Genomic DNA, 20474 nt, shown 5'->3' on the forward strand with positions numbered 1-20474 from the left:
ACCATCGAGGCAGCCGAATGCAAGAACTACTTCGAAAACGCCGGATACGCTTCCGTCAAAACATGAAAGACTCTAGTCGCCGCGACATGCTGCAGCCGGCCTCCGACAGCATTCGTCAAAGAAAAACCCCGCCGGAGCGATCCGGCGGGGTTTTGTTTTCAAGGCTGCGAGAAGAGCTTAGCTGCCCTGCTTCTTCAGCGCGGCACCCAGGATATCGCCCAGCGAAGCGCCGGAGTCGGTCGAGCCGTACTGGGCGACCGCTTCCTTCTCTTCGGCGATTTCCAGCGCCTTGATCGAGACCTGCAGCTTGCGGGTCTTCTTGTCGAAGGCGATGACGCGGGCGTCGACCTTCTGGCCGACGGTGAAGCGCTCGGGGCGCTGCTCGTCGCGATCGCGGCTGAGGTCGGAGCGCTTGATGAAGGTCTCGATGCCACTGTCGACCAGCCGCACTTCCAGACCGCCATCCTTGACGCCGATGACTTCGCAGGTGACGACCGCGTTCTTGCGCAGTTCTCCGCTCGTCGCTGCTTCGCCGACCGTGTCCTTGGCCAGCTGCTTGATGCCGAGCGAGATGCGCTCCTTGTCGATGTCGACGTCGAGCACCTGCGCCTTGACCATGTCGCCGCGATTGTACTCCTCGATGACCTGCTCGCCCGGACGGGTCCAGTCGAGATCGGAGAGGTGCACCATGCCGTCCACGTCGCCTTCGAGGCCGATGAACAGGCCGAACTCGGTCTTGTTCTTGACCTCGCCCTCGACCTGGCTGCCGACCGGATGGCTCGAGGCGAAAGCCTGCCACGGATTCTCCAGCGTCTGCTTGAGGCCGAGCGAGATGCGGCGCTTGGCCGGGTCGACCTCGAGCACCACCACATCGACTTCCTGCGTCGTCGACAGGATCTTGCCGGGGTGCACGTTCTTCTTCGTCCACGACATTTCCGAAACGTGGATGAGACCCTCGATGCCCGGCTCCAGCTCGACGAACGCGCCGTAGTCGGTGATGTTGGTGACGGTGCCCTTGATCTTCTTGCCGATCGGGAACTTGGTGCCGATCTCGGACCACGGGTCGCTCTCGAGCTGCTTCATGCCGAGCGAGATACGGTGGGTTTCCTGGTTGATGCGGATGATCTGCACCTTGACCGTCTGACCGATGTTGAGGATTTCGGTCGGATGGTTGACGCGGCGCCAGGCCATGTCGGTGACGTGCAGCAGTCCATCGATGCCGCCGAGGTCGACGAACGCACCGTAGTCGGTGATGTTCTTGACGACACCCTCGACAACCTGGCCTTCTTCGAGGTTCTGCACGATCTCCGAACGCTGTTCGGCGCGGCTCTCCTCGAGCACGGTACGGCGCGACACCACGATGTTGCCGCGGCGGCGATCCATCTTGAGGATCTCGAAGGGCTGCGGGTTGTGCATCAGCGGGGAAACGTCACGGATCGGGCGGATATCGACCTGGCTGCGCGGCAGGAAGGCCACGGCGCCGTCGAGGTCGACGGTGAAGCCGCCCTTGACCTGATTGAAGATGACGCCTTCGACGCGCTCACCCTTGGTGAACTTCTCTTCGAGACGGACCCAGCTCTCTTCGCGGCGGGCCTTCTCACGCGAAAGCATCGCTTCGCCAAGCGCGTTCTCGATGCGCTCGACATAAACTTCGACGGTGTCACCGACCTTGAGAGTGGTGTCCTTGCCCTTGACGCCGAATTCCTTCAGCGGCACGCGGCCTTCGACCTTGAGGCCGACGTCGATGATGGCCATGTCCTTTTCGATCGCGGTGATCGTGCCCTTGACGACCTGACCTTCGCCGGAGTGGCCGGCGGTGAATGATTCTTCGAGCAGGCTCGCGAAATCATCGCGAGTGGGATTTGCAGTTGACATTGTTTCTCCTGGAGTGCCCCGCATCTCAAGCGGGACGGGCGCCGTGGGTTAGCGTTGCGTTGGCCTGCCGGCGTTCCGGGCTAAAAGCCCTTGGCCGCTTTTGAGCGGCAATTCCGGCGCATGAAGAATGCTGGCAGGCTGGTTCGTGCCCGATATGGGTATTTTCTTCGCCTCCGGCAATCGGAAGCAGCATGAAAACCCGGATCAGGCCTTGTTTCTCTTGGCCAGCACGTCGTCGATGACAGACATGGCCGCGAGAAACGCGGCTTCTATAGCCATTTCGCTGGTATCAAGCAAGTGCGCGTCGGCGGCCGGCTTCAAGGGCGAGTCGGTTCGGCCCATGTCGCGCTCGTCGCGGCGTTGGATATCGGCAAGGATTTCGGCGAAATTGGCCGTGCCGCCGATGCTTTCGATCTCGGCCAGCCGCCGTTGTGCCCGCACTTCGGCGCTGGCCGTCACGTAGAGCTTTATGTCGGCGTCGGGGCATACGACGGTGCCGATGTCGCGGCCGTCAAGCACCGCACCCGGCGGCGTCCTGGCGAAGTCGCGCTGCTTTTCGACCAGGATGCGGCGCACGGTCGGGAAAACCGCGATCTTCGAAGCCGCTTCGCCAACCGCATGCGCCGACAGCACCGCCCGGTCGAGTTTTGCCAGGTCGACCTGGCGCGCCGCTGTCTCGGCCGCCGAGACATTGTCGAGCGGCAGTGCGTGTTGAAGTAGCGCATAGGCGACGGCGCGGTAGGTCAGTCCGGTGTCGAGCAGGTTCAGCCGGTAGTGGTCGGCCAGCCGCCGCGCCAGCGTGCCCTTGCCGGCACCGGCGGGGCCGTCGATGGCGATGGTGAAGGTGTGGGTCATTGGCATGCAGACGCCTTACGCATGGAAAAAGGCCCCTGCGACTTCGTCATCCTAGGGCGTAGCGAACGCGAAGCGGAGCGAAGACCCTGGGATCCATGCCGTGACTTCAGCCAAAGAACGCTGCGGATCAGAATTTTGCACCGTCGCGGCGCGTTGAGGTCATGGCATGGATCCTGGGGTCTGCGCCGCGTCGCTGCGCTCCTTGCTTCGCCCCAGGATGACGAAGCACGGGATGTTCCCAGCCAATCTCCAAGGTTTGCGATTGCCACTTGTCACTCAATCTTCGCGCCAAGTCCCTTCATCAACCCCATGAACTCCGGAAAGCTCGTCGCGATCATCGCCTGGTCGTCGATCGTCACCGGCTTCTCCGTCGCCAGTCCCATCACCAGAAAGCTCATGGCGATGCGGTGGTCGAGATGGGTCTCAACGGTCGTGTCCCGCCCGTTGGGATGACCGCCCAGACCCTTGCCGCCCGGCTTGCCGCGCACGGCAAGCGAAGCTTCGCTCTCGGTGCAGTCGACGCCGTTGAGCTTCAACCCGGTGGCCACGGCCGAGAGCCGGTCGGACTCCTTCACCCGCAGTTCTTCCAGCCCCTGCATCAGCGTCTCGCCCTCGGCAAAGCTGGCGGCAACGGCCAGCACCGGATACTCGTCGATCATCGACGGCGCCCGCTCGGGAGGCACGGTGACGCCTTTCAGTTCGGAGTAGCGCACGCGCAGGTCGGCGACGTCCTCGCCGCCGGCATTGCGCGGGTTCAAGATGTCGATCTGGCCGCCCATCTCCTGCAGCGTGAAAAGCAGGCCGGTGCGGGTCGGGTTCATCAGCACATTTTCGATCGTGATGTCCGAGCCCGGTACGATCAGCGCCGCCACCAGCGGGAAACCCGCCGATGAAGGGTCGCCCGGCACCGCGATGGTCTGGCCGGTCAGCTTGCCCTGGCCTTCGATGAAGATGTGGCGCACGCCGCGCTCGTCGGTCTCGACCGACAGGTTGGCGCCAAAGCCTTTCAGCATCTTTTCGGTATGGTCGCGCGTCATCACAGGTTCGATCACCGTGGTGATGCCTGGCGTGTTCAGCCCGGCCAGCAGCACCGCCGACTTCACCTGCGCCGAGGCCATCGGCACGCGGTAGGTGATCGGTGCGGCGTGTTTTGGGCCATGCAGCGTGATCGGCATGCGGTCGCCGGGCGTGGCTTTGAGCACCTGCACGCCCATCTGGCGCAAGGGTTCAAGCACGCGCCCCATCGGCCGGCCGGATAGCGAAGCATCGCCGATGAAGGTCGTCTCCATGTCGTAGGTGCCGACTAAGCCCATGGTCAGCCGCGAGCCGGTGCCGGCATTGCCGAAGTCGAGCGGTCCTTCCGGCTGCAGCAGCGCCCCGTTGCCGGTACCGCGGATCACCCATTCGGCGCCGTGCTTCTCTATATGCGCGCCCATCGCCTTCATGGCCGCCCCCGTGCGCATCACGTCCTCGCCTTCGAGCAGGCCGGTGATGCGGGTTTCGCCGGAGGCGAGCCCTCCGAACATGAAGGAGCGGTGCGAGATCGACTTGTCGCCCGGCACGCGGGCCGTGCCGGAAAGGGCTGGTGACTTGCGGGCGATGGCCGGCTTGGCAGCGGCGGCGTGAGACATGGAATTTCCCTGGACGGATGCCGGCTGACCGGCGCTTTTCATTTGTTGCGGCGGTCTCGTATCACGGCGAGGCGAAATGGTCATCCCCATGGTCATCACTTGGCGCGAGGCCTTTCAATGCTTGGTTTTGTGACGCCGGCTTTTCGCTTTGACAGCGCTGCAAACTGTGGTTAAGGGGACCACTCTTTTATTGACGAGGCTTGGCCGTGGTAAAAACCGAACTTGGCACAAAACGTATCGACCCTGAAACGGGCCGGAAATTCTACGACCTGAACAAGGACCCGATCGTCTCGCCCTATACCGGCAAGAGCTATCCACGTTCCTATTTCGATGAAGGCAAGATCGCCGCCGTCGAGGAGGAGGAGGAAGTGGCCGAGAAGGAAGTGGACGCCGAGGACGAAGAGGGTGTCGAGGTCGTCTCGCTCGAAGAGGCGGAAGACGATACCAAGAGCGACGATCTTCCCGATCTCGGCGACGACGAGGATGACGTCGACCTCGGCGACGACGAGGATGACACCTTCCTCGCCGACGAAGAGGAAGAAGAAGACGACGTTTCCGACATGATCGGCGTCGGCGACGACGATGACGAGGTCTGACAAGGTCTCGAACGCGAGCCTTTGCCGGCTTTCACCGCCTGTGAAGAAAAAGCCGCCGATGAAGGCTTGATATCTGGGAAAGGCGGGGTTAGAAGCCGCCTGCACTAACGGCACGGTCTTCCAACCCGCGCCGATCTCTCGCCGGAAACGGCGCCGGCTGACTGCCGGGAGTGGGGCCATAGCTCAGTTGGGAGAGCGCTTGAATGGCATTCAAGAGGTCGTCGGTTCGATCCCGATTGGCTCCACCAAACAGTCTATTTAGGACAACCCTTTGAAGTGTACTGATCTGGCGTGACGTCTCCAGCTTCGCGGTGACGTCTGACTTGGGCTGCGCATCCGGATGCCCCCCTCATTCAACAAATCAGGGGCGACCGAGCTCGAACGGTCACGGAACGTCGGCGTCGAATTCGATGGCAAATCCCGCATCTATCGCGCTTCGCGCTATGTGGTCGCCAAGTTCCCAATCCGTGAGCTCGCAAAGCGGAAACATGTTTCTTACGGCGCGGATAATTTCGGATAGCGAAACGCAGGGGCTGTCAACATTGTCGATCAGGTAGCGGACAATCGCCTGGCGAAGCTCCGTGGAAACAGTCCTCTGCGCCAGCACAGACATCTCGGGTCTACGAATGGAGACGCGGTGCTGAGCCGTCTGGCTCTGCCGCGTCGAAGGCGACGGGCACCATGTGAGCGATGCAGGCCGCCGCCAGCATCTGCTCCAATTCGTGATCGGTGGCCTTGCATTTCGGCATAAGTGTTCGTATGGCGCGGATTGCTTGTGCAATGGAGAGAAAGCGGGCCTTGCCCCTGGAAAGGACATAGGCTTCGGCCGCTCCTTCCACCGTGATGGTGTGAAACGTATTGGTCATCAAGAATGCCTCCCTGAAATCCAAGCCAATACGACTTTCGACCAACATGCGGCGGTCTTCAAGCCTATGTCCGATTCCGGACAGTCAGCCGGCGATGCCGAAGTGACGCTGCTCCTCCTCGCCATATGCGCCGTGCGTGAGTTTTATCATTCCGGTGCGGTCGACAATCGTGATCTCGCCGCGCTTGGCGTGAACAAGCCCTCGATATTCAAGCATCTGGAGAGCCGTGGTAACGCCGGGGCGTCGGGAACCAAGCATGGTCGCCAGAAATTCATGCGTCAGATAGATGATATCTCCTTCGGCGCGGTCGTTGACCATAAGCAACCAGCGGGCCAGCCGTTCCTCGATTTTCGAGTGGCCATTGACCAGCGCCGTTCGCGAAGACTGGATCAGGAATTCGTGGGCGTAGCGAAGCAGTGACGGGCGAAGGGTCTGGCTGCCGGCGATCGCCATGCGAAGCGGTTCAACCGGCAGGGACCAGCCTTTGCTGGCGACCTGGATATAGGTTTCATTGGGAGACCTGTCCTGGCCGAGGACGACCGCAATGCCCGTCATGCCGTCATAGCCGATCAGGCCGACTTCGCTTTGCCGCCCTCCGGTCATGGCGGCGACCACCGATGCGATACCGGTCTCGGGGAAATATACATGCTCGATCGGCTGATATGCGATCTCCAGCCGGGCTTTGATGGCCAGTTCGACGTGATGCATCGATGGCCGTAAAAGCGCGAAATCCTCAGGCGTGAGGGTATTCAAAACACGGTTGCGAAAAGTCGATTGAGGCATGGCTCTTCTCCCTGACGGGCAAGAGCACGTACCTCTCACTGTCGGCTGCATCCGGATAAATGGCGGCCGATGGTCAAGTCTACGCCCCATAGGCGGGCTTGGCAAATGATTGCGCCCCGCGTCGGGCGAGGCCACCCTAAGACCATTCTTCCTGCGACGATCGCTTCCGGTCGCGGGTTTTCAGCCGAGAAGGTCGGCGGCGACTTCGAGCGTGTTGCGGAACGACGTCTCGAGGTGGTTTTCCATCGCCTGTGCCGCGCCCTCGGCATCGTGTCGCTTCAGGGCGTCGAGAATGGCTTCGTGCTGCTCGATCGTCTGTTCGCCATAGCCGGGCTTTGGAATGGCGAGGTAACGGCCGCGGTCCATCTGCGCCTTCGAGATGTCGACCGCCCGCCAGATCATCGGCAGGCCGCAGATTTCGGCAATAGTGCGATGGAAGACATCGTCGAGCTGGATCGCGGTCGCGTATCTGCCGCGCGATATGGCAAGCCTGTGCGCCGCCATATTGTCCTCCAGCAGTTCGGCGGATGCCGGCGTGAGCTTGACGGCCGCGCGCCTGGCGCTCTCCATCTCCAGGGTCCGGCGGATGATATAGGCTTCCTCGAGATCGGCGCGGCTGATCGGCGCGACATAGGTGCCGGTCTGCGCGAGGATCTTGACCAGGCCTTCGTCGCTGATGCGCTTGACCGCTTCCCGCACCGGCGTGCGCGAAACGCCGAGCGCCTCCGCGATGGCCACCTCGTTGATCACTTCCCCCGGCTTCATCTGTCCGACGACGATCAGGTTGCGGATCTTCTGATAGATCTGATCGCGGAGCGGCAGCGCCCGATTGAGGGTCGAAGGGTCCAGGTCCATGGCAAATCCATAGCTTCGTTCACCGGGAATGGTCAGATTATATTAGAATGTAAATCGGAATGGGAGCCTCGGTCGACGCGGACTGGCCGGCACGCTCGACGCTGGCGCAGCGCCCGCACGCACACGCTGCACGATCCGGTGCGCTGGAAACATTAGATCCTCGGCAAATATTTCCTCAACGGCGAAAATCCGCCGCTGCACGCCTGGAGCTGATTTATCACCGGCGGCCGGGACGAGCGGCACCGTCGAGCTAAGTGGCTTCGCCCCTGTCGGTTATCCCGGGTGAAAGCTTACCCGCAATTTACGACCATCGGCTACATCAGTTCCTGTCTGATTCGCCCGGGACAGGAACATCATGAGCAAAGCCCTCACATCCTTCGCACTGGTCGCGGTGCTGACCGCCTTGCTCATGGCGCTGAGCCTGGCGGTGGCAAGGCACGGCTATCCCTATGGCGCGATCGGTGTGAGACGGCTAGACGGCATCGCCGACGCCGGCACGTTCATTCCACTTGCAGCCGTCTATTTCTTCAGCGTCCTGCTGATGATGATCCTGCCGATCAGGGCAGCCAGCATTGTCCTGACCAACGCCGCGGACGCGGTCTTCTGGACCGTCATCATGCTGTTCGCGGCCATCCTTGGCTGCCTCGTCGCCAGGTGGGCTTTCGGTCAGCGGGATATCTTGTGGGCGGTGTTGAACTGGCGCTTCCTGTTTGCGGCCGCGATCATCGGCTGTCATTTCGTCATGAACGAGTTGCGCCGCAACGTGCTGCTGCGCAGCCTGTTCTTCGTGATCTTTGCCGCCGCCACGCTGGCCTGCCTGTTCTGGTCGTTTACGCTTTGAGCATGATCAGCGCTGGCTAATTTTCGGCGGCGATGTTGCCGACATCGATGCGCAGCTTGCTTTCAGGGGACGGCTACCGGGTGCGGGAGACGGTCTTCTCGACGTAGCGCGAGAAGTCCTCGATATCCTGGGGCGAGGGCTCCCGGCCGGTGAAGCTGCGCAGATAGGCGGCAACATGCGGCAGGCGGCTGCTCATCGGCTCGTTGAGTTCCAGCGAATAGTAGCCGATCTGCATGAAATAGAGCACGCGCGCGCGCACGAACGCGTCTTCCCCCTCATAGCCATGACGCATGAACATGTCGCGTATGGCATTGACGCGTTCTTCGTCGGCCTCATCGAGCGCACGCCGGATGGTCGGGGAGCGGCGCGCCCAGGCCCGGATCGCGAAATCCAGCCGGGGGTCGAACAGCTTTTCGTCCACCCAGCATTCGAAAATGCTCATCACCCCGCGAATGACAGTCGCGGAAGGGCGTTGGGCGCGCTCGACGATGAATCGGGTATTGGTCTGTCGCCAGTGGTCCAGCAACTGGTCGAGCAGGTCCTGGCGGCTCTTGAAATACCAATAGAAGCTCGAGCGCGAGACGTCGAGCTGCTGGCCTAGCGTCAGCACACGGACGCGTTCGACGCCATCCGAGATCAGGGTTTCAAGCGCGAGCTTCAGCCAGTCGTCCCGAGTGGCCTTGATGTTGCCGGTGGCGCCGGCACGCTGGATCGTCGTCTCGGGTGCTGCCATCAGCACGACGCTTGACACGCCGCATCGGGCAAATCAAGGTCGTGGACATATCTGTACAGGGCAATTCGACCTTGACCCGGAGCGCTATCCACCGATGTTAGCCGGATTGGTTGTCGACGCGGCACTGTCGCCGCTGCACCGAAGGCATGAGCATGGGCCGGGGACTTTTGTCGCGGCCTTCCAGCCCAGTGCGTGCTTTCCCGCAACGCAATTGTCTGGCAAATACCCCTTCAGACAGATGCGGCCGCGCGGCCAGCAAGCAGGAAGGCAAGGACATGACAGCGTTTCGAAAGAACCTCATCGATGGCGAATGGGTCGGCGATGCCGGGTCCCGCAACATCAATCCTTCGGATACGGGCGACGTCGTCGGCGAATATGCCTCGGCGGGCGTCGAACAGGCGAGCCAGGCGATAGCGGCGGCCAAGGCGGCGTTTCCGGCGTGGTCGCGCTCCGGTCCGCTGGCCCGTCATGCAGTGCTGAAAAAGGCGGCCGACGAGATCATGGCGCGCAAGGACGAACTCGGCCGCAATCTTGCGCGCGAGGAAGGCAAGACGCTGGCCGAGGGCATTGGCGAGACCATTCGCGCCGCCCAGATATTCGATTTCTTTGCCGGCGAAACATTGCGCCTGTCGGGAGAGGTGGTGCCAAGCGTGCGGCCGGGCGTCGGCGTCGAGATCACGCGCGAAGCGGTCGGCGTGGTCGGCATCATCACGCCGTGGAATTTCCCCATCGCCATTCCCGCCTGGAAGATCGCTCCGGCGCTGGCTCACGGCAACACCATCGTCTTCAAGCCGGCCGAACTCGTTCCCGAGAGCGCCTGGTCCATCGTCGACATCCTGCATCGCGCCGGCCTGCCCAAGGGCGTGCTGAACCTCGTCATGGGCAAGGGCTCGGTGGTCGGCCAGGCAATGCTCGACAGCCCCGACGTCAACGCCATCTCCTTCACCGGCTCGGTGGGAACCGGCAAGCGCGTTGCCGCGGCAAGTGTCGAGCACATGCGCAAGTTCCAGCTCGAAATGGGCGGCAAGAACCCGCTGGTCGTGCTCGACGATGCCGATTTGGCGGTCGCCGTCGATTGCGCGCTGAACGGCGCCTTCTTCTCGACCGGCCAGCGCTGCACGGCCTCGTCGCGTTTGATCGTCACCAACGGCATCCACGACCGTTTCGTCGACGCGCTCAAGGAGCGCATGGAAAAGCTGGTGATCGGCGATGCGCTCGACGCGCAGACCCAGATCGGCCCGGTTGTCGACGCGACCCAGCTCAAGCAGGACGAGGACTATATCGCCATCGGTGTCCGGGAAGGCGCCACGCTTGCCTTCGGCGGCGAGCGGCTCGACCGCAAGACGCCGGGTTTCTATCTCAAGCCGGCGCTGCTGACCGAGGCCACCAATGCAATGCGCAGTTCGCGCGAGGAGATTTTCGGCCCCGTCGCCAGCGTCATCCGCGTCCAGGACTATGACGAGGCACTTGCCGTCGCCAACGACACGCCGTTCGGGCTGACCTCGGGCATCTGCACCACGAGCCTCAAGCACGCCACGCATTTCAAACGCAACTCCGAAGCCGGCATGGTGATGGTCAACCTGCCGACGGCGGGTGTGGACTTCCACGTTCCCTTCGGCGGGCGCAAGGGCTCGAGCTTCGGCCCGCGCGAACAGGGCCGCTATGCCATGGAGTTCTACACCACGGTAAAGACCGCTTATACGTTCGCGGGATGAGTTGGCGCGCCGGCTGACCGGCCGGCGAACCGTCACCTCACCAGAAACCGGACCGGTGCAAGCGATGACGTTGCAGGACCTGACCTGGCTCAACCCGCCGCCGCATCACGCCATCGAAGGTGATGGCGTGCGTGTGCGCACCGGTAAGGAGACCGATTTCTGGCGCGAGACCTTCTATGGTTTCTGGCGCGACAACGGCCACTTCCTGTCTGGGCGGGTCGAGGGCGACTTCACCGCCGAGGTCACCGTCAAGGGCGACTACAAGGTGCTTTACGACCAGGCCGGGCTGATGGTCCGGCTGAGCGAAACACACTGGATCAAGGCCGGCATCGAATACACCGACGGCCTTGCCTATGTCTCGGTCGTTGTCACCAACGACACCTCGGACTGGTCGCTGGTGGCCATCGCCGCTGGCCCGGACGGCGTCAGGATCCGCCTGACCCGCCACGGCGAAGCGATCCGTGTCCAGTATCTCGACGCTTCCGACGGTCATTGGAAGCCGGTGCGGCTCGCCTATTTCCCGATCTCGAAGATGGTCGATGTCGGCATGATGTGCTGTTCGCCCCAGCGTGAAGGTTTCGAGGTCACGTTCTCCGGATTTTCGGTCGGCCCACCGATTGCGCGGGACCTGCACGACTGACGCCCGCAAACTATCTGGAGCCTCTGCACGAGGAGCTTCGGCGGGCGGCCGCCCCACCACGGGACGTGTAGGATTTCCAGCTTGGGCAGGCCGACCGGCCGGATGCCGAGGTCGTTTGCAAGGAGGCGCCACGAATCGAGCAGCATCCGGTCGCTCCTTTCGGGATTTTCGACGAGCTCCACACCAGGCAATCCGGCAGCGTCCGCACGGTTGCCTCGGGGATCGTCGGATAGACGCTGTCGGTCGCGGCTTCGGCAGACAGCACGTTGGGAATTCCATTGGGAGCGATATCGATCGGCACCTCGTGGCGAAAGGCCGATCAGCTTGTCGCAATGGTTTTTGGGGTTATCGCCTGGACCATGCCAGCCAGCGCGCCGCCAGGCGCCTGCGCAGGGAGGTGAACCGTGTCCGCCTGTAGGCGTCGCCCGCCATCTTGATGCCTTGCGTCTGTGTCGGGAAGGGATGGATGACATCGGCCAACGCATGCAATCCCACGCCCGATTGGATGGCGAGGGTCACCGTGTTGATCATCTCTCCGGCATGGCTGGCGACGACCGTCGCCCCCAGGATGCGGTCGGACCCCTCCCTGACATGGATCTTGACGAACCCTTCTTCCTCGCCGTCCATCACGGCACGGGCGACATCGTGCATCAGCACGGTGTAGGTCTTGACCGGAATGCCGTTGCCGCGCGCCTCCAGGGGGTAGAGACCGACATGGGCGATCTCCGGATCGGTATAGGTGCACCAGGGAATGACGAGTTCACTGAGCCTTTCGCGGCCGCGAAACAAGGCATTGCGCACGACAATGCGCGCCGTAGCCTCGGCGGTGTGGGTGAACTTGTAGTCGAGGCAGACGTCGCCCGCCGCGTAGATGTGCGGGTTGCTGGTTCGCAGATAATCATCCACCTTAATTCCGCTGGCATCGTACGCCACGCCAGCCTCTTCGAGGTCGAGACCCGCGACATTGGGTGAACGGCCGACGCCGGTGATGATCTCGTCCACCGAAATCGTCGTCGTGTCGCCATCCCGCATCAGGTCGGCGAGCTTGTTTGCCCCTTCCCTGCGCACCGCCACCACTTCGGTGTTCAGGCGCACCTCCACCCCCTCGCGCGCCAGCGCATCCGAAAGGATCTGAGCGGCGTCGCGCTCCTCGCCGGGCAGGAACATCGGATCGCTCTGCGCCAGGATGACTTTCGCGCCGAGCAGGCAGAAGGCCTGCGCCGTCTCGCAGCCAAGCGGGCCGCCGCCGATGACGAGGAGCCGCGGCGGGCATTGCGTAAGGTCGAACATCGTCTCGTTACTGAGATAGCCGGCTTCGACCAGCCCCGGAATGGCAGGGAAGGCGGGATGCGCGCCTGTCGCAATCAGCGCCTTTTTGAAATACAGCGTGCTGTCCGCGACCGCGACCGTATCGCGTCCGGCAAATCGCGCCTCGCCGAAATAGAGATCGATTCCTTCCGAAACCAGGATCGCGGCGGAATCGGCACGGCTGATCCGCTGCCGGATCTGCCGCATCCGTGTCATGGCCCGTTGAAAATCGACACGAAGATGGTCCGGGGGGTCGCCGCCAAAACTCTCGGCATCGCGCATGTCGGCATAAAGCCTGGCCGTGCGGATAATCGACTTCGACGGAATGCTGCCGACATTGACGCAGGCGCCGCCGACCAGTCCACGCTCGATCAGCGCGACCTTCGCTCCAAGGCTCGCCGCGTCATGCGCGGCGGTCAACCCTGCCGGCCCGGCGCCGATGACGACGAGATTGTAGGGGCCGTTCGGGATCGGGTTCTTCCAGTGCGGAGGATGCGCGCCCCTGATCAGTTCGACGTCGTTGCGGTCGACGGGGAAGGCGGCTCTCGTCGGTTCACCTGACATCGCGCCCCCCGGTTGCCGGCCGCGACAGCCACCCGCCGGTGAAGCCAGCCTTGCCCAAGCCGCGACGGATGTGGGGATTGGAGCGCATGAGCTCCCAAATCAGGCCGGAACGGTGGTTTTCGATCATCATCACCGCAATACCCTGGTCCAGTCCGTAATGGCCTTCCGACACCCAGCCGTTGCGGCCGAATTTTCGCCGGTTGGCCAATGTCGGGTTGAAACCGCTCGGCAGCCGGAAATTGTCGATCACGTCCGGGTAACGATCGACGAGGTGACGTAGCGCCGCCAGGCAGATATCCGGCGCGAAAGGCAGCGACGCCGGATAGGACCATGGCGCGATCGTGCCGTCATCCGGACCGAAAGGCGCGCCGCGCGCCGCATAACCGGAAAACCGGTGGCGCCGTCGCTGCACGCTGGCGCGGAAGCCGCCTGGTCCGTCGCCTGCCGAAAGGCCCCACAGGTTCTCGCCATAGCCGTCAAAGCCATAAGGATTGTGCCGGGCGTAATCGCGGTGAAGGTGTGTCGAGCGGCGGCTGTTTTCGAAATAGTCCGAATTCTTCTCGCGCATGAAAGCGTCGCGGATGCCGGCGAAATCGATCCAGGCATGTGAGAACTGGTGCATGAACAGCGGCCCGCCATAGAGCACGTCGTGGCCGTAGATGTTTTCCCATTGATAGGTCGCCGTCCAGGCCTCGTAGCTGCCGTCGGAACTCGGGCGGTCCGGTGAGGCCATGGACAGCACATAGAGGATCGTCGCCTCGTTGTAGCCTTCCCAGCCATAGTGCAGAAAGCCGCTCCTGGCCTTCCAGCCCTGGCGGAGCGTCGGGCTGCTGCCTTGCGCCCATCGCCAGTCGACGCGCCTGTAGAGCGCCTCGGCCAGTTGGCGGATTTCGGCCTCATCGTCATTGTTCCCGGAAAAATAGGCGCCCGCCACCAGCATGCCGGCGATCAGCAAGGCGGTGTCGACCATCGACAGCTCGCAGCGCCAGACGCGCAAACCGGTCCGCATGTCGAGGAAGTGGTAGTAAAAACCTTTGTGGCCGGTGACGTCGTGGCCGCTGCCTTGCGTGCTGGTCTGGAAGAAGCGTAGCGCCGCAAGGGTCAGCCTAGCAGCCGCGTCGCGCGCTATCCAGCCACGTTCGACGCCGATCGGATAGCAGGACAGGGCGAAACCGACGACGGCGATGCTGCACGGTGAATTGGGCCGCGACGTGTCGGCGACCAGCCCGTTGTCGGGGTTCACATTCTCCAGGAAATAGCCGAAGGCGGCGCGTTGATAGCGGTCCAGAAGCTCGTCATCGGCCAGCGCGGCGGGATCTGCTCTAAGCAAACGATGCAAACTCCAACATGATGATCGCGGCTCCCGTTGATCGCACATCACCGGCACGGTGGCCGGGGGGCGTCGCACCTGCCGGGCTCTCTCGTCGTGTCATGGCATTTCCCTGTTATGGCACGTTCATTGGGTCGTCAGCTCCCATAAGCCTGTCCAGCTCCAATCGTTGCTTCGTCACGCGGAGTTGTAGTTGGCTCGCGCCAACTCGGAACTGCCTCGATACGGCTCAATAAGTGGCGCGGCCGCCCGAAACGTCAAACACGGCGGCCGTGGTGAACGAGCATTCCTCCGAGGCGATCCATGAGATCAGCGCCGCCACCTCCTCGACCTCGCCGAAGCGAGCCATCGGTATCTTGGACAGCATGAAGTCGATGTGCTCCTGGCTCATCTGCTTGAAGATCGCTGTGCGTACGGCGGCCGGCGTCACGCAATTGACCGTCACCTTGGTCTTGGCGAGCTCCTTGCCGAGCGACTTGGTCAGGCCGATCACCGCCGCCTTCGACGTGCTGTAGGCGGAAGCGTTGGGATTGCCTTCCTTGCCGGCGATCGAGGCGATGTTGACGATGCGGCCATAGTTGCGCTCGAGCATGTGCGGCACCAACGCCTTGTTGCAGTAGAAGACGCCGTTGAGGTTGATGTCGATGACCATTTGCCAATCCTCGGCCGAATAGGACCAGGTCGTCATGTTCGGCCCGGTGATGGCGGCGCTGGTGACCAGTATGTCGACGCCGCCGAGGGCTTCGATAGTCGATTGTGCGGCGGCCTCCACACTTGCCGAATCCGCAACGTCCATCATCACCCCATGCAGGCCGGGAATAACGGCTTTCGCCTGTTCGATCTGTGCGGGATCGCGATCCCAGACGCTGACGCGCCCGCCTTCGTCGACGATCCTCTGCGCGACCGCCAGGCCGATGCCCGAGGCGCCGCCGGTAATCACGGCCGCGCGGCCGGCGAAGCGTCCCGCGAAATTCATCGGCATGTGATCCCCTCCCTGTCTATCCTGGCTGAAAGCCGATCTATGTGATGGCCTTTCCATTCGAGATTGTGAGATTACCGCCAGCCGAGTTCAAGTCGGTATGCGGTCGGATCGTCTGGGCCAACACCGGCCGGATTATGGGGTGTGATCTCTCGGCGATCGCCGCGCTGTAAGACAAGGTGACCGGATTTGCCATTGAGCATGGGGTGCGATAGGTTATATTGCACTGCACAATGGAGACGCCGTTTCTTGCACGCCCTTGTTTGCGGATATGCCGGCTGGTTTGCGACCTGCCGGTCCCGGGTCGTGTCGACGGGACCCTTTAGATGAAAATTCCCAAATCCCTGATCGTCGACCCCGAAAAGAATTCGGTCTATGGCAGCTTTGCCGTTGCCGTCTCGATCTGGGCGTTCTCCTATTCCGTCATTTTCGGCCAGGTGCTGATCCTGGCCTATTATGCCGTCTGGCTTCCGCTCATCCTGGTCGACTACCGCCGGTTCCTGCGGCAACTGTCCAGTGCCTGGCTGCCGCTGCTCTTCGTGGCCTATGTCTGCTTCTCCGTGTTCTGGTCGCAGGCGCCCGGCGTCACCGCCAGAACGGCGGTCCAGTATTTTTCGCATATCGCCTGCGCTTATGTCGCGGCGCGCACCGTCAGCGTGCGCACCCTGACGATAGGCGCCCTGGTCGGCATATTCTTCGTCCTGGTCTATTCCCTGAAGGTCGGTGGCTATTCCGAGGACGTGCTCGACGGCACCTATAATTTCGTCGGCGCCTTCGCCTCCAAGAACCAGATCGGTTTTGTCGGCTCGCTCGGCATCTATTTCTCCGTCGTGTTCCTTGCTTTTCTGCGGCGTGGCCGGCTGAGCTTCATGCTGACCGTGCCAGTCGTGCTTTTGTCGGCCTATGTGCTGGTCGTCTCGCATTCCGCCACCTCGATGGCCTCGATACCGGCCGTCCTGGCGCTTATTGCGCTCCTTGCGATGAGCAAGCTTTTGTCGCGGCGTTATCGCCGGGTGATCTTCCTGATCGGCGCCGGCATGATCGTCGTGGTGGCTATTGTCGCCCTCAATCTCGGGCTCATGGATTTCGTGCTTGGTATCTTCGGCAAGGATTCGACGCTCACAGGGCGGACCTATCTGTGGGAGCAGGGCTGGGACGCCGCGCAGCGCTCGCCGATTCTCGGCGTCGGCTATGCCGCCTATTGGGTGCAGGGTTTTGCCGAACCCGAGCGGCTTTGGAACGAATTCTACATCGCCAGCCGTACCGGCTTCCACTTCCACAACACCTATGTCGAGGCCCTTGTCGAACTCGGCTTCACCGGGGCGGTGCTGATATCGCTGATCTTGCTGCGCACGCTCTATGGCCATGTCGCAGCGGTGATCTTCAAGAGGTGGCAAGCCGAATCGGTGGTTCTCTTCGGCGTGATGGTATTGCTGCTCATCCGTTCCTTCGTCGAAGTCGAGACCCTCAACCCTTACATCATGGGCTCCTTCCTGATGTATTTCAGCTACTTCAAGCTGGCGCGGCTGCCTGTTACCCGCACGCGATGGTCCCCCGCCATCGAGCCGGCGAATGCGAAGGGCGGAGAGGCAACCTGGCCTCATCGTCCCGCGGCGGCCGAGTAATGATGAGGGGCCGCTAGAGCCGTTCCAGGAAAAGTGCGTAGCGGCTTTCCGTCCGGCGCTAATGCATGTCGCGCAAAAGTGACCTCGGTTTTGCGACAACGGCATGCATCAAGCAACGGCCTAAAGCGCGCCGCATGAATCCGTTTCGACGCGACGCGCTTTAGGTAAAGCTGGAGCGGGTCAGAGCCATTCCAGGAAAAGAACGTGAGACGGTTCTCCACCCGGTGTCGCGTCAACAGCCGTTCTGGTTTCCCGGTGAAGGAAATCCTGCCAGCAAAAACCTCCGCCCGGCAGGCCAGGCGGAGGTTCAAAGTCTTTGCGTTATGGATCGAACGCGACGGCCGCGCGAACTTCCGCTTTCCTACTGGCTGGCCAGCGGTGCCAGCTTGATCTTGATCACATCGCCAGGCAGCACCGGTGTGTCTTCCTTGGCGGCGATTTCGCTGGTCTTGCCGTCGACATTGCGCACCAGCGAATAGAGCAAGCTAGGCTGCTGGTCGTTGGTGATGGCGGCCGTCGTCGCCGGATCCGTGGCCTGGGTTATCAGGCCTTTTTGCATATTCACCTTCAGCGCGGCCTCGTTCAGGTCGGCTTCGGTCTGCTGCCGGTCGACGGCAAGCTTCGAGCTCAAGGTGTTCTGGGCGTCGATGGCGTCCTGCGTCGCCTTGCTGATAGCCTGCTTGGCGGTGAGGATGGCCGTCTCATAATCCAGGATCTTGCCCTGCAGGTCGGTGACAGACTGCTGAGAATCCAGAAGTCTCGAATTGGCGACCAGGCCCTTCTGGGCAAGCGGACCGATGCTGGTCAGCTGTTGCTGCGCCAGGTCGACCTGCTTCTGCTGGTTGACGATCTTCTTCTGCAGCGATTCGATTTCGGCCTGCAGCACACCCTTGAGATCGTCCAGCGCCTCGAGCTTCAGCTTCAGCGCCTTCTGGTCGGCGGTCAGGATCGTCATCTCGTCATTGACGATGGTCGGCAGGCGCGGATCGCCCTCGACCTCCTTCGGCGCTTCGAAGCTCGTCTTGCCAGCCATATCGGCGTCGATGCGGGCGCGCTTGACGATCAGTCGCACGCGCAGGTCGTCGGAAATATCGAAATTGCCCTTGGCTGTGACCAAGTCCTTGCCGAGCTGGGGACCGTAGTCGGCGTTGCGCCTGATGCCGCCGGCGACGCTGATCGCCTTCAGCACCGTAAGGTCGGGCACATAGGGAAATTGGCCGGGGTTCTGCACTTCGCCCGAAATGTAAAACGGCCGAAATTGTGCCATTTCGACCGAGGCTTCGGGCTTGTCCGACAAAGCGAGCTTGTGCTGCAGCGCCTCGCCGATCGCCGCGGCGATCTCCGCCGTGGTCTTGCCGGCCGCCGGCAGTTCGCCGACGAAAGGCACCGACAACGTGCCGGCCGGACCGACCGTGTATTGGCCATTGACCGACGACCAGTCGCGGAACGCGCTCTCGACGGTCTGCCATTCGGCAATGCGGATGGTGAGCTTGTCCTGGGAACCCAGACGGTAATCGTCGGCGGCGGCCAGCTGGGGGAAAGCGAGCGACATCGCAAGGCACGTCGCCACGAGCCGCGAGCGGCCGGAAAATGGGCCGCTGCCAAAGGCTTCCAACATGTCTATCTTCAACTGAACATTCCGATCCGTTTTAGCCCCATCGCCCGATGAGCTTGCCGCCCGATGCCTGGGTCAGGCCGGCCGATCAATAAGAGCCGCGTGACATCCAGACGGCCGGTACGGTCCTGATGATGATGCGAACGTCCTCGAACAGCGACCAGTTCTCGACATAGTGGCGATCGAACGCGACGCGGCTGTCATAGGAAACGTCGTTGCGGCCGCTGACCTGCCACAGGCCGGTCAGGCCGGGCCGGGACTTCAGATAATAGACGGCCGCGCTGCCGTAGATTTCCAGTTCGTCACGGACCACCGGGCGAGGCCCGACCAGGCTCATGTCGCCCTGGAGAATGTTGATGATCTGCGGCAACTCATCGAGGCTGAGCTTGCGCAGGACCGCTCCGACGCGGGTGACGCGTGGGTCGTTCTTCAGCTTGCGGGTCGCTATCCATTCCGCATTGGCCTCTGGATTGGTCGCAAGATAGGCAGTCAGCACCTTGTCGCCGTTCGGCACCATGGTGCGGAACTTGAGGCAGGAGAACAGCCGTCCGCCGCGCCCGATTCGGCGGTGACCGTAGAAAATCGACCCGCCATCGGAGAACTTGACGAGCAACGCTATCATGATGAACAGCGGGCTGAGCGCGATCAGCCCAGCCAGCGAGCCGGCGATGTCGAAGCTCCGCTTGATGAGGCCGCCGATCGGCGGCGGAAAGTCGGTGTCAGCCTGCGAAAAGTCCGCCGTGGCCGCCTTGGCAATATCCCTCATACGGAAACTCCATGCGTTGAACGAATGGTTTACCGCACGATACCAAAAAAATGCTGCAGCGCAACACACAATTTCCAACCCTCTTGAAATAGTCGCGTCATGAATTGACTAAATAATAAGCTCGCCCTGCACAAATTTCGAAATCTTTAGCACATTTGTGACAATAAATGGGCAAGGATAAAAAAATCAGGACTTTTTTGAGGCGATTCCTAGGCGACGCGTCCTCGGGGCGAGGGCTGGGAGCATGTCAGTGCTTTAGGAAGATGCCATATTCGAAACTATTCACCTAAAATACTGCTTAATATTATAGATTGTACTCGCAGCTTATGGCGGCTGCAGGTTGAGTGAATTGCGATCGTGTGCGTTGCAGCATGGCAGAGTCGAAGGCGTAAGCTCAATCAAAAATATGTGCGGTTGCCCTTGCCGCCTTCTGCTCGCCTTAATAGAATTGCAAATTATACCTGTCATAGTGACGATAGGTTGAAAGGCCGGAAGCAACCGGTCGGCAGCGGGTGACTCAACAAGCCCGCATGACAAGGGACGGCGCTCGGGTGGGGCTATCGTTGGATATGACCCGAGCCGGTTTATGGGCTATTGGGTATGTCGCTTCCAAAATTCATCGTTGGGATGCTCTTCGCGCTCGCGATCGTCGTTGCCTGGTCCTGGCTAGGTGGGGCTTCGCTTGGCACGACACTGATGCGTATCATCATCTGCGCCGTGGTCATCCAGGCCGGTTATTTCGCGGTTGTTTATGCCATGATCGCCAGTAGTGCGCCGACACCAGCCGACAGGCTGCGCGAAGCCGAGAGAAAGCAGAACTCCACCGAAGTGCCCAAGGGCGAGAAGCTTGGCAGCGCCCGGCGGGGCCTGCATTAGATCCCACGGGGATATCACCGT

Annotated in this window: 19 protein-coding genes and 1 tRNA gene; 7 read left to right on the top strand and 13 right to left on the bottom strand. The window is 61.9% G+C overall.

Annotated features, from left to right (window positions below; genetic code table 11):
• Positions 1-177 precede the first annotated feature (177 nt).
• From rpsA to aroA, 3 genes are all read right to left on the bottom strand, one after another.
• Positions 178-1875, bottom strand: coding sequence for a 30S ribosomal protein S1 (gene rpsA / locus FJ960_RS20655; protein WP_027142834.1), 1698 nt, complete (start codon positions 1873-1875; stop codon positions 178-180).
• Positions 1876-2079: 204 nt separating this feature from the next.
• Positions 2080-2730, bottom strand: coding sequence for a (d)CMP kinase (gene cmk, locus FJ960_RS20660; RefSeq protein WP_140716589.1), 651 nt, complete (start codon positions 2728-2730; stop codon positions 2080-2082).
• A 272-nt stretch (positions 2731-3002) separates the two neighbouring features.
• Entirely contained in the window at positions 3003-4361 is a 1359-nt protein-coding gene (gene aroA / locus FJ960_RS20670; RefSeq protein ID WP_140716422.1) for a 3-phosphoshikimate 1-carboxyvinyltransferase, read from the bottom strand.
• A gap of 206 nt (positions 4362-4567) precedes the next feature.
• Between aroA and FJ960_RS20675 the strand changes: the two genes are divergently transcribed.
• The gene (locus tag FJ960_RS20675) at positions 4568-4957 is read left to right on the top strand and encodes a TIGR02300 family protein (protein ID WP_140716424.1); all 390 of its coding nucleotides are present in this window, start codon (positions 4568-4570) and stop codon (positions 4955-4957) included.
• 172 nt (positions 4958-5129) lie between these two features.
• Positions 5130-5205, top strand: a tRNA-Ala gene (locus FJ960_RS20680).
• A gap of 137 nt (positions 5206-5342) precedes the next feature.
• Here the strand turns inward: FJ960_RS20680 and FJ960_RS20685 are convergent.
• The 4 genes from FJ960_RS20685 to FJ960_RS20700 all read right to left on the bottom strand — a co-directional run bounded on the left by FJ960_RS20685 (position 5343) and on the right by FJ960_RS20700 (position 7461).
• Positions 5343-5570 (bottom strand): hypothetical protein, encoded by a 228-nt coding sequence (locus tag FJ960_RS20685; protein WP_140716426.1) that lies wholly within the window; start codon positions 5568-5570, stop codon positions 5343-5345.
• A 7-nt stretch (positions 5571-5577) separates the two neighbouring features.
• A complete protein-coding gene (locus FJ960_RS20690) occupies positions 5578-5871 on the bottom strand; it encodes a hypothetical protein (protein WP_246672888.1) in 294 nt (97 codons plus the stop codon).
• Between the two features lie 36 nt (positions 5872-5907).
• The gene (locus tag FJ960_RS20695) at positions 5908-6657 is read right to left on the bottom strand and encodes a Crp/Fnr family transcriptional regulator (protein WP_348642363.1); all 750 of its coding nucleotides are present in this window, start codon (positions 6655-6657) and stop codon (positions 5908-5910) included.
• Positions 6658-6786: 129 nt separating this feature from the next.
• Positions 6787-7461 carry a GntR family transcriptional regulator gene (locus tag FJ960_RS20700; RefSeq protein ID WP_140506677.1) on the bottom strand — a complete coding sequence of 225 codons (675 nt, stop codon included), beginning with the start codon at positions 7459-7461 and terminating at the stop codon, positions 6787-6789.
• Positions 7462-7816: 355 nt separating this feature from the next.
• Here FJ960_RS20700 and FJ960_RS20705 point away from each other — a divergent pair, with 355 nt between their 5' ends.
• Positions 7817-8302: a hypothetical protein gene (locus tag FJ960_RS20705; protein WP_140716428.1), complete on the top strand. Its 486-nt coding sequence runs from the start codon at positions 7817-7819 to the stop codon at positions 8300-8302.
• Positions 8303-8375: 73 nt separating this feature from the next.
• Here the strand turns inward: FJ960_RS20705 and FJ960_RS20710 are convergent, their stop codons facing one another.
• The gene (locus FJ960_RS20710) at positions 8376-9035 is read right to left on the bottom strand and encodes a TetR/AcrR family transcriptional regulator (RefSeq protein WP_181165867.1); all 660 of its coding nucleotides are present in this window, start codon (positions 9033-9035) and stop codon (positions 8376-8378) included.
• Between the two features lie 275 nt (positions 9036-9310).
• Between FJ960_RS20710 and FJ960_RS20715 the strand changes: the two genes are divergently transcribed.
• Positions 9311-10750: an aldehyde dehydrogenase family protein gene (locus FJ960_RS20715; protein WP_140506672.1), complete on the top strand. Its 1440-nt coding sequence runs from the start codon at positions 9311-9313 to the stop codon at positions 10748-10750.
• Positions 10751-10814: 64 nt separating this feature from the next.
• Positions 10815-11390, top strand: a complete 576-nt coding sequence (locus FJ960_RS20720; protein WP_140506670.1) for a DUF1349 domain-containing protein — start codon at positions 10815-10817, stop codon at positions 11388-11390.
• A gap of 345 nt (positions 11391-11735) precedes the next feature.
• On the opposite strand, the gene FJ960_RS20725 is transcribed toward FJ960_RS20720, so the two are convergent.
• The 3 genes from FJ960_RS20725 to FJ960_RS20735 form a co-directional block, all read right to left on the bottom strand.
• Positions 11736-13262 (bottom strand): mercuric reductase, encoded by a 1527-nt coding sequence (locus FJ960_RS20725; RefSeq protein WP_140716430.1) that lies wholly within the window; start codon positions 13260-13262, stop codon positions 11736-11738.
• Positions 13252-14592 carry a glucoamylase family protein gene (locus tag FJ960_RS20730; RefSeq protein WP_140506666.1) on the bottom strand — a complete coding sequence of 447 codons (1341 nt, stop codon included), beginning with the start codon at positions 14590-14592 and terminating at the stop codon, positions 13252-13254. The genes FJ960_RS20725 and FJ960_RS20730 overlap by 11 nt, the downstream gene beginning before the upstream one ends.
• Positions 14593-14821: 229 nt before the next feature.
• Positions 14822-15574 (bottom strand): SDR family NAD(P)-dependent oxidoreductase, encoded by a 753-nt coding sequence (locus FJ960_RS20735; RefSeq protein WP_140506664.1) that lies wholly within the window; start codon positions 15572-15574, stop codon positions 14822-14824.
• A 323-nt stretch (positions 15575-15897) separates the two neighbouring features.
• On the opposite strand from FJ960_RS20735, the gene FJ960_RS20740 reads away from it, so the two are divergent.
• Positions 15898-17196 (top strand): O-antigen ligase, encoded by a 1299-nt coding sequence (locus FJ960_RS20740; protein WP_140506663.1) that lies wholly within the window; start codon positions 15898-15900, stop codon positions 17194-17196.
• 361 nt (positions 17197-17557) lie between these two features.
• Here the strand turns inward: FJ960_RS20740 and FJ960_RS20745 are convergent, their stop codons facing one another.
• Both FJ960_RS20745 and FJ960_RS20750 read right to left on the bottom strand, forming a co-directional pair.
• Entirely contained in the window at positions 17558-18814 is a 1257-nt protein-coding gene (locus FJ960_RS20745; RefSeq protein ID WP_181165857.1) for a polysaccharide biosynthesis/export family protein, read from the bottom strand.
• Between the two features lie 85 nt (positions 18815-18899).
• Positions 18900-19577: a sugar transferase gene (locus FJ960_RS20750; protein ID WP_140506659.1), complete on the bottom strand. Its 678-nt coding sequence runs from the start codon at positions 19575-19577 to the stop codon at positions 18900-18902.
• Positions 19578-20177: 600 nt separating this feature from the next.
• Here FJ960_RS20750 and FJ960_RS20755 point away from each other — a divergent pair.
• Positions 20178-20453, top strand: coding sequence for an exopolysaccharide production repressor exox (locus tag FJ960_RS20755; protein ID WP_140506657.1), 276 nt, complete (start codon positions 20178-20180; stop codon positions 20451-20453).
• Positions 20454-20474 lie beyond the last annotated feature (21 nt).

The organism is Mesorhizobium sp. B2-3-11, from assembly GCF_006442215.1.
GTDB lineage: Bacteria > Pseudomonadota > Alphaproteobacteria > Rhizobiales > Rhizobiaceae > Mesorhizobium > Mesorhizobium salmacidum.